Origin of the sequence: Nocardioides soli (genome assembly GCF_014191495.1) — a bacterium.
In the GTDB taxonomy this organism is placed as follows: domain Bacteria; phylum Actinomycetota; class Actinomycetes; order Propionibacteriales; family Nocardioidaceae; genus Nocardioides; species Nocardioides soli.
In genome coordinates this window covers 578,062-595,344 of record NZ_JACHWR010000002.1, presented here as the reverse complement: position 1 = coordinate 595,344, position 17,283 = coordinate 578,062, and the positions used below count along the sequence as shown (strand labels likewise).

13 protein-coding genes are annotated in these 17,283 nt (G+C 69.7%); 5 read left to right on the top strand and 8 right to left on the bottom strand.

Features of this window, described 5'->3' with window-relative positions; all coding sequences use genetic code 11:
* Positions 1-30: 30 nt before the first annotated feature.
* From FHU40_RS13325 to FHU40_RS29515, 5 genes are all read right to left on the bottom strand, one after another.
* Complete coding sequence (locus FHU40_RS13325) at positions 31-1,053, bottom strand: ABC transporter permease (RefSeq protein ID WP_183592799.1); 1,023 nt, start codon at positions 1,051-1,053, stop codon at positions 31-33.
* A 55-nt stretch (positions 1,054-1,108) separates the two neighbouring features.
* Positions 1,109-2,596 (bottom strand): sugar ABC transporter ATP-binding protein, encoded by a 1,488-nt coding sequence (locus tag FHU40_RS13320; protein ID WP_183592798.1) that lies wholly within the window; start codon positions 2,594-2,596, stop codon positions 1,109-1,111.
* A gap of 39 nt (positions 2,597-2,635) precedes the next feature.
* Positions 2,636-3,709, bottom strand: coding sequence for a sugar ABC transporter substrate-binding protein (locus tag FHU40_RS13315; protein WP_183592797.1), 1,074 nt, complete (start codon positions 3,707-3,709; stop codon positions 2,636-2,638).
* Between the two features lie 103 nt (positions 3,710-3,812).
* On the bottom strand, positions 3,813-4,901 hold the full coding sequence (locus FHU40_RS13310; protein ID WP_183592796.1) for a LacI family DNA-binding transcriptional regulator: 1,089 nt from the start codon (positions 4,899-4,901) through the stop codon (positions 3,813-3,815).
* A gap of 175 nt (positions 4,902-5,076) precedes the next feature.
* Complete coding sequence (locus tag FHU40_RS29515) at positions 5,077-6,537, bottom strand: ROK family protein (RefSeq protein WP_183592795.1); 1,461 nt, start codon at positions 6,535-6,537, stop codon at positions 5,077-5,079.
* A gap of 610 nt (positions 6,538-7,147) precedes the next feature.
* Between FHU40_RS29515 and FHU40_RS13300 the strand changes: the two genes are divergently transcribed.
* The 4 genes from FHU40_RS13300 (at position 7,148) to FHU40_RS13285 (ending at position 11,229) form a co-directional block, all read left to right on the top strand.
* Positions 7,148-8,365 carry an SDR family oxidoreductase gene (locus tag FHU40_RS13300; RefSeq protein ID WP_221199827.1) on the top strand — a complete coding sequence of 406 codons (1,218 nt, stop codon included), beginning with the start codon at positions 7,148-7,150 and terminating at the stop codon, positions 8,363-8,365.
* Between the two features lie 62 nt (positions 8,366-8,427).
* A complete protein-coding gene (locus tag FHU40_RS13295) occupies positions 8,428-9,087 on the top strand; it encodes a uridine kinase family protein (protein ID WP_183592794.1) in 660 nt (219 codons plus the stop codon).
* Positions 9,084-10,682: a nucleotidyl cyclase domain-containing protein gene (locus FHU40_RS13290; RefSeq protein WP_183592793.1), complete on the top strand. Its 1,599-nt coding sequence runs from the start codon at positions 9,084-9,086 to the stop codon at positions 10,680-10,682. Before FHU40_RS13295 ends, FHU40_RS13290 begins: the two co-directional genes overlap by 4 nt.
* Positions 10,683-10,686: 4 nt before the next feature.
* Entirely contained in the window at positions 10,687-11,229 is a 543-nt protein-coding gene (locus FHU40_RS13285; protein WP_183592792.1) for an NUDIX hydrolase, read from the top strand.
* 99 nt (positions 11,230-11,328) lie between these two features.
* Here FHU40_RS13285 and FHU40_RS13280 read toward each other — a convergent pair whose 3' ends face one another.
* Positions 11,329-12,366 (bottom strand): FUSC family protein, encoded by a 1,038-nt coding sequence (locus FHU40_RS13280; RefSeq protein WP_183592791.1) that lies wholly within the window; start codon positions 12,364-12,366, stop codon positions 11,329-11,331.
* Positions 12,367-12,817: 451 nt separating this feature from the next.
* Entirely contained in the window at positions 12,818-13,540 is a 723-nt protein-coding gene (locus FHU40_RS13275; protein WP_183592790.1) for a TetR family transcriptional regulator, read from the bottom strand.
* 389 nt (positions 13,541-13,929) lie between these two features.
* Here FHU40_RS13275 and FHU40_RS13270 point away from each other — a divergent pair, with 389 nt between their 5' ends.
* Positions 13,930-14,700, top strand: coding sequence for an SDR family NAD(P)-dependent oxidoreductase (locus FHU40_RS13270; RefSeq protein WP_183592789.1), 771 nt, complete (start codon positions 13,930-13,932; stop codon positions 14,698-14,700).
* Here FHU40_RS13270 and FHU40_RS13265 read toward each other — a convergent pair.
* Positions 14,687-17,281, bottom strand: coding sequence for a bifunctional FO biosynthesis protein CofGH (locus tag FHU40_RS13265; protein WP_183592788.1), 2,595 nt, complete (start codon positions 17,279-17,281; stop codon positions 14,687-14,689). The two genes, FHU40_RS13270 and FHU40_RS13265, sit on opposite strands and share 14 nt — an antisense overlap.
* Positions 17,282-17,283: the final 2 nt, after the last annotated feature.

Sequence of the window (17,283 nt, the reverse complement as noted above, 5' to 3'; positions counted from 1 at the left end):
CGTGGCTGATGGTGGAGATCTGGGGCGGCGTCAGGCCTTGCGGGCTCTCGCCGCCTGGTCGACCAGGAGGGCCAGGATGATCGCGGCGCCGACCGCGACCTGCTGGTAGAAGGCCTGGACGTTGAGCGAGGTCAGCCCGGCGGTCAGGGTCGCGATCAGCACGGCGCCGAACGCCGCCCCGACCATGGAGCCCTCGCCGCCCGCGAGCTTCGTGCCGCCCATGACGGTCGCGGCGATCGCGGTCAGCAGCAGGTCGGCACCGAGGGTCGGGTCGGCGGCGCCCAGCCGGGCGGTGAGGATCGCGCCCGCGAGTCCGGCGCCAGCGCCGGCGACGACGTAGGCCGACGCGGTGTGCCGGCCGACGCGGATGCCGGCGAGGCGGGCCACCTCCGAGTTGCCGCCGATGGCGATCAGGTACTCGCCGAACAGCGTGTACTTGAGCACCAGCGCGGAGACGATGGTGAGGACGACGAACAGGAACACCGGGATCGGGATGCCGGCGATGCCCCCGGCCAGCGCGTCCTGGAAGCCGGTCGGGATGCCGTAGACGGCCTGGCCGCCGGCGATGATCAGGGCGAGCCCGGCGTAGATGCTCATCGTTCCCAGGGTGACGATGAACGGGGTGATCTTGGTGACCGTGATCAGCAACCCGTTGACCAGGCCGCACAGGGCACCGACGACCAGCGCGCCGAGGATGGCCAGCGCTGGGGGCATCGAGTGGGAGAACAGGCCCGCGCACACGGCGGTGACCGCCACCGTCGAGCCGATCGAGAGGTCGATGCCGCCGGTGATCAGGACGTAGGTCTGGCCGAGCGCGAGGATGCCGACGACCGCCGACTGCAGCAGCACGTTCATCAGGTTGCTGGAGTCGAGGAAGAACGGCTTGGCAATGCCGAAGCCGATCACCATCACGACGATGACGGCGAGCAGACCGCCCTGGCGGGCCATCCGGCCGGCCAGGGTACCGAGGCCGACGGTCCGGCCCGGCTCGTTCGGCGTCGGCTTCCCGGCCGCGTCGCCCTGGGCCGGCGCGGTGAGCGTGGTGTTGGACATGACGGGTTCTCCTGCAGTGGCGGTGTTCGATGCGGGCTCGGGAGTCGGGGGGTTCTCACTCAGCGGCGGCATGACGGACCACCACCTCCTCGTTGGCTTCGCTGCGGTCCAGCTCGGCGACCACCCGGCCGCGGCGCATCACGAGGACGCGGTCGCTCATGGCGAGGACCTCGGGCAGGTCGGAGGAGATCATCAGTACCGCCTTCCCGGCGTCCGCCAGGCGGCGCATGATCGCGTGGATCTCGCCCTTGGCTCCGACGTCGATGCCGCGGGTCGGCTCGTCGAAGATGAACACGTCGCTGTCCGAGCGCAGCCAGCGGGCGAGGACGACCTTCTGCTGGTTGCCGCCGGACAGGGTCCGCACCGGCCGGTCGATCTGCATCTTGGTGTTCAGCGGCTCGAGCGCTTCGGTGGCCACCTCGCGCTGGCGGCGCCGGTTGAGGACGCCGAGCCGCGAGGGCGGCGCCATCAGCGTGACGTTGGACGCGGTGGTCATGTCCAGGGCGAGCCCCTGGTGCTTGCGGTCCTCGGTGAGCAGGGCGATGCCGTGGGCGATCGCGTCGGCCGGGCGCCGGATGGTGACCTTGCGGCCCCGGACGTAGACGCTGCCGTGGCTGGCCTTGTCGGCGCCGATGACCGCCCGGGCGAGCTCGGTGCGCCCGGCACCGACCATGCCGGCCAGCCCGACGACCTCGCCGGCCCGGACCGACAGCGAGACGCCCTCGACGACACCGGGGACGGTGAGGTCCTCGACGCGGAGCAACTCGTCGCCGACGTTCTCGACGTTGGACGTCACGCCGATCGCGGCGAGGTTGCGACCGACCATCATCTGCACGAGGTCGTCCTCGCCGCTGATCTCCTCGCGGGTCTTGGTGCCGACCAGGCGCCCGTCGCGCAGCGCGGTGACCCGGTCGGAGAGCTCCAGGACCTCCTTGAGCCGGTGGGAGACGTAGATGATCGCCTTCCCGTCGGCGCGGAGCTCGTCGATGATCGCGAAGAGCCGCTCGCTCTCCGCGGTCGTCAGGGATGCGGTGGGCTCGTCCATGATGATGATGTGCGCGTCGGTGGACAGCGCCCGGGCCAGCTCGACGATCTGCTGCTGCGCGACGCTGAGCCGGGAGACTGGGACGTTCACCGGCGCATCGAAGCGCAGCTGCGCGAGCGCCGCGGCCGCGCGGCGCCGCGCCTCCTTCCAGTCGATCACTCCACCGGTGCTGTTCTCACGCCCCAGGACGAGGTTCTGGACCGCGGTCATCTGGGGCACCAGGCTGAGCTCCTGGTGCACCATCGCGATGCCCGACCTCATGGCATCCGACGGGCGCGCGAACTCGACCGGACGGCCGCCGACCCGGATCTCACCGGAGTCGGGGCGCTGCACCCCGAAGACCGTCTTGAGGAGGGTCGACTTCCCGGCGCCGTTCTCCCCCAGGAGGGTGTGCACCTCGCCGGGGTAGGCCTTGAATCCCACCCCGACGAGGGCGTTCACCCCCGGGAAGGTCTTGGTCAGGTCAGTGACCTCGAGCGCTGCTTCCCGAACAGTCATCGGTCTTCCGTTTCTCCGGCGTGTGCAGGTTCGTGCGGATCAGTTGAAGAGGTCGGTGAGGACCTGTCCGTCCTTGTCGTAGAAGTCGTCGACGTTCTTCTTCGTGATCAGCTGGGCCGGCGCGACGATCCAGGGGGCCAGCTCCTGGCCCTCGAGCAGCCGCACGACCGACTCCACCGCCCAGTACCCCTCCCAGTAGGGAAGCGGGCTCACAGTGGCGAACATGGTGCCCTTGCGGACCGCGTCGACCGCCTCCGGGACGCCGTCGGTGCCGACGACCTCGATGTCCTTGCCGGAGGCCTGGACGGCCTTGGCGACTCCGATGGCCATCGTGTCGTTGTTCGCGTAGATGCCCTTGACGTCCGGGTGCTGCTGGATGATCTGCTGAGCGGCCGCGAACGCCTTGTCGGCGTCCCAGTCACCGGGCACGCTGGCCACCAGGTCGAGGTTGCCGGCCTTCTTCACGCCCTCCTTGAACCCCTTGATCCGCAGGATCGCGGCGCTGGAGCCGGCCTGGCCCTCCACCTGGGCCACCTTCGCGCCGTTCGGGAAGTCCTGAGCGAACTCCGCCGCGGCCTGCGAGCCGTCGAGCTCGTGGTCCGGCCCGACGTAGACCGTCGCCGGCACCCGAGCGTCGTCGACGTTCACGATCGGGGCGCCCTGGGCCTGCATCTGCTTGAGGGCCGGCGACAGGTTCGAGGTGCTCTCCGGAGCCACGACGTACCCGTCGAAGTTCTGGCCGAGCAGGGTCTGCGCGATCGTGAGCTGCTCGGTCTGCGCCGACTCGCTGCTGGCCGCCTGGATGGTGACGTCGACGCCGAGGTCGTCGGCCGCGGCCTGCGCGCCCTTCTGGATGCCCTGCCAGTACTGGTTGGTCAGCGCCTTCAGCACGACCGCGATCCGGTAGTCGTCGCTGGCCTCGACAGCGCCGAGCTCGGAGCTCATCTTGGCGCCCTCCATCTCGGTGACGCCGTCCTGGTCGCTGGTGTAGGTGTAGTTCGACTCGCCGTCCGAGCCGCCGCTGGCGACCTCGTCCGCGGAGCTGCACGCGGTGACGGCGAACAGCGAGAGGCTGGCCGCCGCGACGGCGAACATGCGCTTGTGTCGGGTCATGCTGGTCTTGCCTTTCCGGGAGGGTGCCAGGGACTGGCTCCACTGGTGGGATCCGAGAGACGGATAGGAAAACGTTTTCCCATCCGTGCCGCGCAAGAGGCGCTCAGTTGCTGCTTCCTGTGAGGGGATCGGGGGGCTCCGGGGTGCACCCGCAGGTGCCGCGCCGCACGAGTCGCGTGGGGAGCATCCGGAGCTCGACGGGGTGCGGGTGGCCACCGTCGTTCCACCTGGCCTCGATGCGGTCGAGGAGGCGATGGGCGGCGTTGCGCCCGATCTCCCGCGCCCGGCTGTCGACGGTGGTGAGCTGGACGCCGTGCAGGTGCGCGACCCAGATGTTGTCGAAGCCGACGATCGCGACGTCGTCGGGGATCCGGACGCCGCGTGCGGCGCACGCCTCGATCGCGCCGATGGCCAGGCTGTCGTTGGCCACGAACACCGCGGTCGGGGGCTCGTCGGCGCCGAGCAGCTCCGCCATGGCCGGCGCGCCGGACTCCTGACGGGTGCTCTCGGCGACCGAGATCAGGCCGTTGACGGGAAGGCCCGCCTGACGCATGACGCGCTCGAAGACCTCACGCCGGATCTCGAAGGGGTAGACGTTCTGGGGGCCCGCCAAGTGGCCGATTCGCTTGTGTCCATGGGCGATCAGGTGCTCGACGGCCTGTCGCGCGCCGTCCTCGTTGTCGACGATGACGGCGTCGACGAGGTCGGAGCGCCGCATGTGGCGACTGGCCAGGACGACGTCGAGCCCGGCGTCGACGAGCTGGCTGACCTCGGCGTCCTGGAGCGTCACCGAGGCCATCACGATGCCGTCGACCTGGCGCTGCTGCATGCTGCGGATGACGTCGGCCTCCTTCACCGAGGAGCCCTCGGTGCTGCCGAAGATCAGCGTGTAGCCCCGCTCGCCGAGCACCTCGTCGATGCCCGTGATCATCTCGGGGTAGAGAGGGTTCAACACGCTCGCGACGACGACGCCGACGGTCTGGCTGCGCCGCCGGACCAGGCCCCGCGCGAGGGCGTTCGGCTGGAAGTCGAGCTCGGCGATGGCCGCCGCGATCCGACCCCGGGTGGCCTCGGCGATGTAGTAGTCGCCGTCACCGAGGAACTTGGAGACCGTCCCCTTGGACACGCCGGCCAGCGCCGCCACGTCGGCGATCGTGACCCGCTTCGTCTCGGTAGGAAAACGGTTTCCCATACCGGAGATAGTGCACGTGACGACCGGCACACGTCAAGGGGGACGTCGGAAATGCTGTTCGCGACCCATGCTAGGTGGGGACATCGGCCCGCCAACCGGCGTCGGGGGCTCGCGTGCCGCCGGCGCCACTCGGTAGCCGGTCGACCTCCCACGGGGACGACGGGCGGGTTCCGACCTAGGACCACGCCTTCGCGCGCATCTGCTGCACGTAGGGGAGGCTCACGTCGAGCGACGGAAGGAGCATCGCCAGCTGTCCGTTCCCGATCTGCCGTAGCTTGCGGTGACGGTGCTGGCGCATCAGCGCCAGTCCCGCGCCGCGCGGAATCATCCACGCCGAGTCGGGGCCGGGGTCGACCAGCTCGACACCGGCGCCGGTGTAGAACGCCTTCCCCCAGTCGTCTCTCGCACCACCGAGTCCCTGCACCAAAGCCGGTCTCGCCAGAGCCCCGATCACCGAGATCGCCTTCAGGTCGAGAGCGAGCACCGGCCCGACCAACGCCTTGCCCAGGAGCTGTCCGGCGTCGTCGAGCGCCCGGGCCGCTGCCTTGTCGGTCGTCGTCGAGCCCGGCCGCAGAAAGCCCTCCAGCTGAACCGTGATCGGCGCCTCGCTCGTGTGTGTCGCGACGCCGAGCCGCCTCGCCAGGGCCGCGCCGCCGATCAGAGCCTGGAGGTGGTTGAGCCGACCGCACGCGCACTTCGCGTCGTACCGGATCGGGCTGAGACCGGGGACGTCGCTCGACTTCTCGTTCAAGAGCTCCACCGCGGACTCGGAGATCGGCATGTGCCCGATCTCACCGGCGAGAGCATGCGTCCCCACCATCACCCGCGACTTCAAGAACCTGGAGACGTAGATCTCGTCCTGGTCCGCCGCGACCTCGATGATCCCGCAGCCGACCGCGCCACCCACCCGCACCACCATGATGGTGCTTCGTTGGCGGAAGCTCACGGGTGCGAGCGTCCGCCGGGGCTTCTCGACGGTGCGGACTCGATCGAAGGCAAGAGCGATCGAGGCCGCATTGCAGTCGTTCATCACCTGCGCGGTCTCGCTGGTGAAGGCAGGCCCGAGGATGGCCGCGAAGGCATGGTTCAGGGTCGGGTAGGGGGAGCGATCCTCCCAGCTCTTGTGCGACAGCGCACCGTTGACCTGCCGGTGGTCGCGGTCGATGGGCGTGGGCAGCGCCATGGCGGCTGCGAAGACAGGGAGGGTGCCGTCGGCACGCACCAGGGTCGCGTCTCCCAGGGCTTTCTCGAGGACCTCTGCCGCCAACCGAGCCACGTGCTGCAGGAGCTCGCGCTGGGAGAGTGCCAGCTGACCTCGGAGGGGTGGAGTCGTCGTCCGGCAGTGGAGGCTTCCGTTCGCGTCGACCAGCCCCGCGCGGATGCGTTCGGCACCGACACTGACGGCAAGGACGAGGCCCATCTCGGAGGTGAACCGAACGGGACCCGAGGAGAGCAGCGGACCGAAGTTCCCGACCGCCTTCTTGGCGCGGGTCACGTTCCCCTCGACCACACCGGCGCAGTCCGCGATCTGCTTCTGGTTGAGGTCCTCAGCACCGAAGGTGAGCACAGCGTCGAGCACCTTCCCGATCGCCGAGTGCTTGGTCTTCGGCTCGGGCGCGTGAGGGTTGCTTGCCACGGCTGAAGACTTTCACCCAGGGCCGATTCTTGCAGTCGGAACTCACCAAGACATGTCGCCGTGAATCTCCCGGACGCACCTTCAAACGCCGGCAGGAACGCGGTGCGGACGGTGCAACGAGGGACCCATCTGAGCAACACGAGACGTTCCGGCGACGCGATCCGGTCCGCGACCATGTGTCGGAACCAGTCCGTACAGTGCAAGGACCCGAACCGTGACGACTGCCTTCGAAGACCGCCCCGACGACGAGTTGTGCCTGGGCGACGCGCCGCTGGAGATCGTGCCCGACGAACGTCCGACCGGATCGCCGGACGCCATGACGCGGAGCGCTTCTCCGCACCATCGGCGCCGGGTGCGGATGCGTCGCTCCCGGGCGGGTGCCACTGCGCCCCGCCCGGAGCCCGGAGACGACGGAGCCGGTACCACCGTCCGGTCAGGATCGACGCGGGACCCGAAACCGATCGCCGCAGCCCGACCGGCTGCATCGGGCAGGGACCAGTACGCGTTTCCCTTCGCTGCCGGGCAGGACGACCCCTACGAGTCCGAGCGCCCGAGGCGACGCAGCGCAGGGCGACCCTCCGAGCGCGATCTGGAGCTGCTCGCTGCGACGGTGACCGGCAGCCCCTCCCGGGTCGATGACGCGACGGAGCCGTTCGCCGGGCCGCCCGAGTACCTCGGGTCGCTCCAGTTCCCGCGCAGCTGCTACGTCTGCAAGTCGCGATACCGCAGGGTCTACTCGTTCTACCACGCGCTCTGTCCGACCTGTGCCGCCGAGAACTGGGTGCGGCGCCATGCGCGGGCGGACCTCGGCGGACGCCGGGCCCTGATGACGGGCGGGCGCGCCAAGATCGGTCAAGAAGTCGTGCTGCGGCTCCTGAGGGACGGGGCCGACGTCACCCTCACCACGCGGTTTCCGAGCGACGCCGCCGACAGGTTCACCGCGATCGAGGACTACGACGACTGGTCGGATCGCCTGCACGTGGTGGGCATCGACCTGCGTCAGCTCGATCAGGTCATGAGGCTCGCACACGAGATCGCCGACGCGGGCCCTCTGGACATCCTCATCAACAACGCGGCCCAGACCGTCCGTCGCACCGCCGAGGCGTACGGCCCGCTCCTGGCGCGCGAACAGGCCGGGGAGCTCCCCGGCGTCCACGACACCCGCCGGATGCTGACCGCACGGGTCGACCCCAGCGCCGACGACATGCCGCATCTCGCGACCGGCCGCCGAGGCGACGGCGACCCCGTGGCATTGGACTCGAGCCGGCGACAAGGAGACGTTCTCATCCCCAGCGCCACGACCGCGCCGGACCTGGATGCCGGCGGGCTCATCCCCGACCGCGTGCCCGCCAACAGCTGGTCCAAGAAGGTAGACGAGATCGACCCCGTGGAGATGCTGGAGGTCCAGCTGATCAACGTCACCGTGCCCTTCCTCCTCGTCTCGAACCTCCGTGCAGCCATGGCCGCTGCTCGTTCCGCGCGTCGATACGTCGTCAACGTGAGCGCCGTCGAGGGACAGTTCGGACGGCACTACAAGAACCCGACGCACCCGCACACGAACATGGCCAAGGCGGCTCTCAACATGCTGACCAGGACCAGCTCCCCGGACCTGCGACGCGACGGCATCTACATGAACAGCGTCGACACCGGTTGGATCACCGACGAACGGCCCTACGCCCAGCGTGCGCATGAGGCGTCCGCGGGGTTCCGCGCGCCGCTCGACCTCGCCGACGGCGCGGCCCGCGTCTACGACCCCATCGTCCGCGGAGAGCTCGGTGAGGAGATCTTCGGCTGCTTCCTCAAGGACTACGGCCCCGCGCCCTGGTGAGAGCGCGCCCGACTCGAGCATCACTCACGACGGCAACCGCCGCAGGACCGAGGTGACACCACATGACACTCCACCCGGCACTCCACGCTCGCTCACTGGTCGTGGCGATCACCGGCGGCAGCGGCGCGGGCAAGACCGCCCTGGCCGGCGCGCTCGTCGATCACTACGGCGAATCGTGCGGGCTTCTGGAGATGGACAGCTACTACAGACACTTCGACGGCCTGACGGCGCGGGAACGGGAAGCCCTCGACTGGGACTCGATCGAGACCGTCGACGTCGGGCTGCTCACGGAGCACCTCGTCGCCCTCGGGGAGGGGCGCCGAGTCGACGTCCCCGAGTTCGACTTCACCGTGCGGCTGCGCAGCCCCCGCACCACCACGTTCCTGCCCCCTCGCATCCTGGTCCTCGAAGGGATGTTCGCCCTCGCCATCGATCACGTGATCACCACCGCAGACCTCAAGGTCTTCCTCGACGCACCCGAGCACGTCCGTTACCAGCGACGACACGACCGAGATGTCGCGACCCGAGGACGTAGCTCCGACTCCATCCGCGATCAATGGCGGACCACGGTCCTCCCGGGGCACCGCACGATCGTCGAGCCACAGCGGCGCCGCGCCTCGCTCGTCGTCGACGGAGGACAACCCATCGACGGCTGCCTCGGCGACATCATCGAGCACCTCGACGCGCTGCTCCTCCAGTGCCCCGTCAGCGAGGCCGGATGACCCCGCTGCGGCAACACGAGCTCGTCTACCTGCTCTCCAGTCCCGATCCGGCCCTGAACAAGCGAGGACTACAGCGCATCTGTGACGCCATCGAGGCCGGCTACAAGGTCGACCTTCGCCGCGACCCGCAGGTGCTGACGCTCATCGGCTTCCTCAAGTCCTCCGAGGACCCCGCTGTTCGACTCTGGTTGTCCAAGCTGATCGGACTTCTCCGAGACCCCGCATGGTGGCCGTGGTTGGCGGCCCGGCTCGGCAAGGAGACCCGCCCCGAGAACGTGACCTGGAGCTACGGCGCGCTCTCGGCCATCAGCGGGACCTTCTCGGCACGCGAAGCCCTCGAAGCGGTGGGCCACGACTCGGCACGACCTGTGTTCGAGCTCGCCTCCGACTACTTCCGGACCACCCGGCCGGTCGATCCCACCCTCCTGAAGGTCGCCATGGATGCGGACGAGCCCCTCACCCACCAGTGGCTCGGCATGCGCCATGGTCGGACACCAGCCGCCGTCCCGCTGGCCGTGATGCGCGAACTGACCACCAGCGACGACGAGCTGGTCGTGGAGTACAGCCTGTGGGCCGCACATCGAGACCCCCACGCAAACCTCACCCACGTTCGGATCGACCCGACCGACTTCGAGATGCTCCCCCCGAACGTCCGGCGCTGGTACACGCGGCTGCTCGTCCGTGACCCCGGCAACCACCTGCCCTATCTCGACATCGTCAAGTCCGCCATGAACGACGCGAATCCCCTGGTACGCGAGGGTGTCGCCCTGGGCTTCGCCAACACGCCGATGCCGAGGCTCCTCGCCGACGACGTCGCCGCATGGATCGACCGCGAACCCGACGACGTCGTTCGTCTGGCCCTGGAACGCGTCGTGCTGCGACACCGTCGCTGGAAGCCGTTCAGGCAGCACGCCGCACTCGTCGACCGGGCCTGGGTCGCGCGCTCCGAGTCATCGACCCGCAGCCCGGCCAAGATCCTCCAAACGCCGCGCACGCGGCTCACCAGGAAGGGACCCACGTTGGACGCCATCCCGATCATCGACTCCGACTCGACAGAGCACGTCTACGCCCTCGGCGTGGACACCGTCGGATTCAGCAAACGAACCGACGCGGAGCAGTACACGATCTTCCGCGACCTGCTCGACGCCCTGCACCACGACGAGAACGTCTCCAGTCAGTTCGCCACCGACCTGTGCGTGCTGCCCACCGGTGACGGCTTCTTCGTGTGCCTGCGCCAGCCCGCCAACCGGCTGACCCCGCTGCTTCTTGCCCTCTCCCTCGCTCGAACGTTCGAGTCGCTGCGCACCTACCAGCTGCGATTCGGCGTACACGCCGGCCCCGCCATGTGGATCACCATGCGCGGCGGATCGGTGCAGGTCATCTCCAGCGCTCTCAACTGGACCGCTCGCGTCATGGGGGCCGCCGGCGAGGGGCAGGTCATGATCAGCGACTCCTTCTACCGCGACATCGCTTATCCGGCCAGGGACAGGCTCGCCGGGGTCACGTTCGCGAGAGAGGACGGGCACGCCACGAAGCACGGTGAGCCTCTCGGGGTCTGGAGTGTCCGCGCGGCGCAGGTCCAACAGGATGACTGAGCCGATGACCTCCCCGGCGCCGCAGCGCGACGGCCCTGAGCTCGTCGACATCCTGGATGTCCGGGGCAACCCGGTCTATGCCTGCGACAAGCTCCGTGCTCACGCCGCGGGTCTCCTGCACCGCACGGTGGTATCCGAGGTGTTCGACTCCCGAGGGCGCTGGCTCCTCGTCCGTCAGGCCGACGACCGCCAGGATGCCGGTCGTTGGGTCTCGCCGGTGGGAGGTCATGTCCAGGCGGGTGAGACGCCGGCCGCAGCCTTGCGACGCGAGACACGCGAGGAACTCGGCTTCGACCTCTCCGACGCGCGCGAAGTCGGCACCTACGTCTACCGACGCGACCTGGCGACCGGCACGATCGAGAATCACCTCTTCATCGCCTACGAGCAGGAGACCGACGAGGTCCCGGTGCTGAACCACGAGTCGGTCGAGTTCCGCTACTTCGAGGAAGCCGAGCTGCGCGCCCTCCTGGCGGCGGAGCCCGACCGGTTCGGCGAGGCGTTCCATGTCATCAGTCGCGAGGTGTACGCGTCCCGTCTGATCCCCTGACGACCTGCCCTGTCCGCGGTGCCCCGCCCCATCGCGGACACCACCGGACCCGGGCACCGAGGCTTCCGGTGAGATCGGCCGGCGGGGAGCTGGAGGCGGCTAGAAGTCGAGCACGCTGTCCAGGTCGTCGTACGGCGTGCCGGCCGCGAGCATCATGTCCGCGACGATCGCCCGGATCTGGGAGGCCAGCGCGGCGGTGTTGATCGTCAAGGACCCCGAGGCCGCGCGAATCGCCGACCTGGCGACCTCGATCAGTGCCGGCACGTTCTCCGCGTCGGTACGCGCCAACCGGGCCAGCTCGGCCACCGACTCCGCGAGTCCGACAGGCACCCGCTCGTCGTGACGCAGCATCGCCGCCGTCCGCCGGGTCAGGACGCGCGTGTTGCGCACCGCATGGTCCAGCTCGATGAGAGCGCTGACCCGTCGTGCCATCTCGGTGCGCTGCCGCCATCGGAACGGCGAGAGCCGAGCCATCTCGCTCCCGCTGTCGGCCAGCGCCGAAACCGTGTCGATCATCGACTGCGTCGAGCGAGCCTGCGATAGCGCCTCGGCCGCCTTGCCGGAGTCCTGCTCCCGCAGCGCTCGCGCCACCTTGTCCAGGATGGCCGCCAGCTCCTCGCGCAGGTCCTGGATGCCACGCTCCATCTCCCGGACCGGGTTGGCCGGCAGCACGATGATCATGCCCAGCGCGGTCAGGCCGCCGATCAGCGCATCCGCGAACCGGGTCAGCGCGGGATCGGTCATGCCCGGCAGTGGGACCACCGCGACCAGCAGGACACCGGAGATCACCGCCTGCGTCACCGCCAGGCCGGGCAGCCCCACGAAGCGAGCACTGATCACCGCCAGCGCGACGACCAGCATCAGCTGCCAGGTCCCGCGCCCGATCGACAGCACCAGCAACTCCCCGACCAGGATGCCGAAGGCGGCGCCGATGACGATCTCGACGACGATCGAGAGTCGCTCGCCGGTACCGATCGTCAGGGTCAGGACGGCAGCGATGGGGGCGAAGAAGGCCTGGTTGTGCTCGAAGATCTGCATCGAGACCCACCACGCCAGCGCCGGAGCCACGCTGAGACGGACCACCACCCGCCAACTCCCGGTCACCGCCCTGGCCCGGTCGCCGAGAGTCTGGATCACCTGGTCCCCTTCCATGCTCGGACGCCTGAGTGAACCACGAGTCTGCCGTCAACCCTGCCCGGCGACACCCGGCTGGTAGGTCGGGAGTGCACGGCTCCATAGAGCTTCTGACCGGTCCGGGCCGCCGACCCCGACGCATGGCCCGGCCCCGCGACGTACGTCCGTGTCGGGCGGCCGAGCACCACGTTCGGGCGAGGCCCGGGAGGGACGCCCGAAACCCAACGGGGCGACCTACCCGTCGGGCGGAAGACGAAGACCCCGACCCGCGTCTCCGCAGGCCAGGGGCGCTGTCCCGACCGGTGGCAGATGCAGGACTCGAATCTGCGAGGGCGCAAGCCGACGGATCACCCAGGTGTGCCTCATGGTCACAGTCGCATGCCCGCGCCACCGACCTCGGCCGGTGGCAGAGCGACAGTCGGGTCCAGCCTGGGGTGGCAACGCGCCGCGTCGATCAATCGGCCGGGTGGTTGCTCGGAACGGCGAGCGCGTTGGTCCACAGCCGCGACAGGGTGGCGAGCGCCTTCTCTTCCTCGAACGGCTCACCGAGCACGAACCAGAGATAGCTGAAGTTGTCGATCATGCTGACGAGGGCGTGCGCCGCGACCACGGGGTCGATGGCGGGGTCGAACCAACCGTCCTCCGACCAGCGCTGGAAGTTCGCCACGTTACGGTCCACGAACACGTCGCGGATGCGGCGGCGGAGGCCACGGAACTCCGGATAGAGCGCGGCGGCCTGGTCGATGATCGCCAGGATCCCGGCGTGCTCCCGATAGGAGAGCAGAAACTGCCGCAGCCCGGAGTCGATGCGCGCGACGAGGTCGGCACCACGGGCTCGGGACGCGTTCTCGCGGTACATCTCGTTGGCGACGTCGACGGCGAGCTCGTAGAAGAGCTGCTCCTTGGTATCAAAGTACGTGTAGAAGGTGCCGTACGCGCAGCCGGTCTCCTTCACGATGTCGTTGATCCTCGTGTCGGCATAGGAGCCGGACTTCTCGAAGGCGCGCCGAGCACCATCCAGCAGGCGCTGGCGGGTTCGCAGGCCCTTCGGCGACAGCGCCGAGAGGGCATCCTCCGAGCGCGCAGGTGGCAGCCCAGGGTCGGTGAGCAGCGCGGACGGCGGCTGGTCGCCCTCGGCGGAGTCGGGCTCCGCGCCCTTGGCGCGTGACTTCGGCACTGCGATCCGCTCCTTCGCGCATCTCGGGTTGGCCGACGGAGGGCTAGCGTAGTGCGTCCCCGATCCGCCGCGCCCTTCGTGGCGGCGAGTGTCTGGAGTGGGCCGGGGTGTGACGACGGGCCGACGAGCGTCGTTCGGCAGTAAGCCGGCCGCCCTTCCCCCGGCATGAAGCACGCGCCTCGCACGGCGCCCCGCCCAGTACCCGTGGTCGATCCGCCAGGACCGAAGGCATGGGCAGACCGCACGGACGTGGTCCACTCCGACCGACTCTGGGGCGTCGTATATTGACCTCGATGTCAGAATCATGTCAGTTCGATCGCATGGCGGACCGTTCTCGACTTGCTCACCACCGCCCGCCTGCCGATCCCGCTCCCGTCGAAAGAGGTCCCATGTCCCGTCTCACCGGCAGGGTCGCACTGGTCACCGGAGCCGCCGGCGTCCTCGGCGCCGCGGTCTCTCGACGGCTGGTCGCGGACGGAGCCACCGTCGTCCTCGGCGACGTCGACCTCGACGCGGCGCAGGCGGTCGCCGCCGAGATCGGGAACGACGCCTCCTCCGTCCGCATGGACGTCACCCGTGGCGAGGACGTCCGGTCCGCCTTGACCGCCACTGCGCAGCGGTTCGGCGGCCTGGACATCCTGGTCAACAACGCCGGCACCGAAGGCGGCTTCGCCGCGACGAGCGAGTACGACGACGAGGTGTTCGACCGGACGTTCGCCATCAACGTGCGCGGTGCCTACCTCGGCATGAAGCACGCCGTGCCGCTTCTGCGGGCCCGCGGTGGCGGTGCCATCGTCAACGTCGCCTCCGTGGCCGGCCTCCAGGGCACGCCCGGGATGATCGCCTACGGCATGAGCAAGCACGCACTGCTCGGCATGACCAAGACGGTCGCCGCCGAGGAGTCCGTCGCCGGCATCCGCGTCACCGCCGTCTGCCCGGCCCCGATCGAGGGCCGGATGATGCGCTCCATCGAGACCGGGTTGAGCGACAACGACGGCAGCATCGTGCGCTCGCAGTTCCGGGACGCGATCCCGCTCGCGCGCTACGCCGCACCCGAGGAGGTCGCCGCACTGGTGTGCTTCCTGGCCACCGACGAGGCCTCCTTCATCACCGGCTCCTGGCACCGCGTCGACGGCGGCCTCGGCATCAACTCCGCTTGAGGACCCCACGACCGTAGGTCGTGGTGCGTTCGCGGACGGGTCGGTTGATGCCGGCGCCGATCTCGACGAGTTCGGCCACGGTCTTGGCGGAGCCGTGTTCGGAGCCGGCCATCCGGGAGATGGTCTCCTCCATGAGGGTGCCGCCGAGGTCGTTGGCGCCGGCTTGGAGCATGGCTTGGGTGCCGTCGATGCCGAGCTTGACCCAGGAGGTCTGGATGTTGTGGATCCGGCCGTGGAGCATGATCCGGGCCATGGCGTGGACGGCGAGGTTGTCGCGCATGGTGGGGCCGGGGCGGGCGACGCCGGCGAGGTAGATCGGTGCGCTGGTGTGCACGAAGGGGAGTGGCACGAACTCGGTGAAGCCGGTGCTCCCGGCTTCCAGTGCGGAGTCCTGGATGCGGGCCAGGACGCGGAGGTGGCCGACCCAGTGGCGGGGGTGGTCGACGTGGCCGTACATCATCGTCGAGGTGGTCGGGATGCCGACGCGGTGGGCGGTGGAGACGATCTCGATCCAGGTGCGGGTGGGCAGCTTGCCCTTGGTGAGGACCCAGCGGACCTCGTCGTCGAGGATCTCCGCGGCGGTGCCCGGCAGCGAGCCGAGGCCGGCCTCGCGGGCCTTGATCAGGAAGTCCTCGATCGACAGGCCGGTGCGGGCGGTGCCGTTGACGATCTCCATCGGGGAGAACGCGTGCACGTGCATCTGCGGCACCCGCTGCTTGACCGCGGTGACCAGGTCGAAGTACGCCGTGGCGGGCAGCTCGGGGTCGATCCCGCCCTGCATGCAGACCTCGGTCGCGCCGAGGTCCCAGGCCTCCTGGGCGCGGTCGGCGACCTCGTCGAGGGAGAGTGAGTAGGCATCGGCATCGGTGCGCCGCTGGGCGAACGCGCAGAACCGGCAGCCGACGTAGCAGACGTTGGTGAAGTTGATGTTGCGGTTGACGACGTAGGTCACGTCATCGCCGACGGTCTCGCGGCGCAGGTCGTCGGCCAGCCGGCACACCTGCCGCAGCAGGTCGCCCTCCGCGGTCATCAGGGTCAGGGCGTGCTCGTCGGAGAGGTTGCCCGGGTCGGCCTCGGCGGCCCTGAGGGCTGCGAGCGCCCCCGACGGTGGTTTCGAGACAGGCGCTAGCGCGCCTTCCCCGACCACCGTGTGCTCGCTGGCAACCGTCTCGAAACCACCGGTGCGTGACGCCGCGGCCTTCACCGAGTCCCAGTCGCCGTACACGTTCGCGAAGTCCGAGCGCCGGTCCTCGGACCGTCCCTCGCTGTCGACGGCCTCGAAGAGGTCGGTGCGGCCCACCGAGGCGAAGCCGCCGTCGGGCTCCTGCCAGGACATCCCGACGGGCCGTACGCCGGGGCGCGCGAGGCCGTCGTCGGCGGCGAGCGCGGCGACGTGGCCGGAGACGCGGGGGTCCAGCCACGGCTCGCCGGCGCGGACGTACTCGGGGTGCACGGTCAGCCGAGCCGCGAGCTCGAAGCCGCACTCAGCGGTGATCGACCGCAGCCGCTCCAGCGAGGGCCAGGGCCGCTCGGGGTTCACGTGGTCGGGCGTCAGCGGGCTGACGCCGCCCCAGTCGTCGACGCCCGCGTCCAGCAGGGCCCGGCACTCGGCCAGATCCACCAGGTTGGGCGGCGCCTGGATCCGGGCCTTGGGGCCGAGCACGATCCGGGTGACCGCGATCGCGGCACGGTACTCGTCGAGACCGAGGTCGTCGGCGTGCCGCATCGCGGTGTCGGGCTTGGCCCGGAAGTTCTGGACGATGACCTCCTGCACCGACCCGTACGCCCGTGAGACCTGACGCAGCGCGAAGATCGTCTCGGCCCGTTCCTCGAGCGTCTCCCCGATCCCGACCAGCAGCCCGGTGGTGAACGGGATCGACAGCCGGCCCGCGTCCTCGAGGACCCGCATCCGGACCTCGGGATCCTTGTCGGGAGAGCCATAGTGGGCCTCTCCCTTGGTCTCGAACAGGCGCCGCGAGGTGGTCTCCAGCATCATCCCCATCGACGGGGACACCGGCTTGAGCCGGTTCAGCTCCTCCCACGACATCACCCCGGGATTCAGGTGCGGCAGCAGCCCGGTCTCCTCCAGCACCCGCACCGCCATCGCGCGCACGTAGGCGAGCGTGGAGTCGTAGCCCTGCTCGTCGAGCCACGCCCGCGCCTCGGGCCACCGCTCCTCGGGCCGGTCGCCCAGGGTGAACAGCGCCTCGAGACACCCCATCGCCGCGCCCTGCGAGGCGATCTCCAGGATCTCGTCGGGCGACAGGTACGGCGCACGACCCTCGCGCGCGGCCTGACCAGGCGTCTCCACGAACGTGCAGTAGTGACATCGGTCCCGACACAACTTCGTGACCGGGATGAACACCTTCGGCGAATACGTCACCACCCCGCGCCCACCCACCACACGGCCGGCCGCGACCAGGCCCGCGTCGCGGACCTTCGCGGCCGCCGCACTCAACCGGTCGAGCTCCACACCGGACACGGCCAACAGCGCGGTGGCCTCCGCGACATCCAAGGCCGCACCGCGCTCCGCACGGGCCAACGCACGACGTACCTGCTGGGGGGTGGGCCGCTCGCTCACGG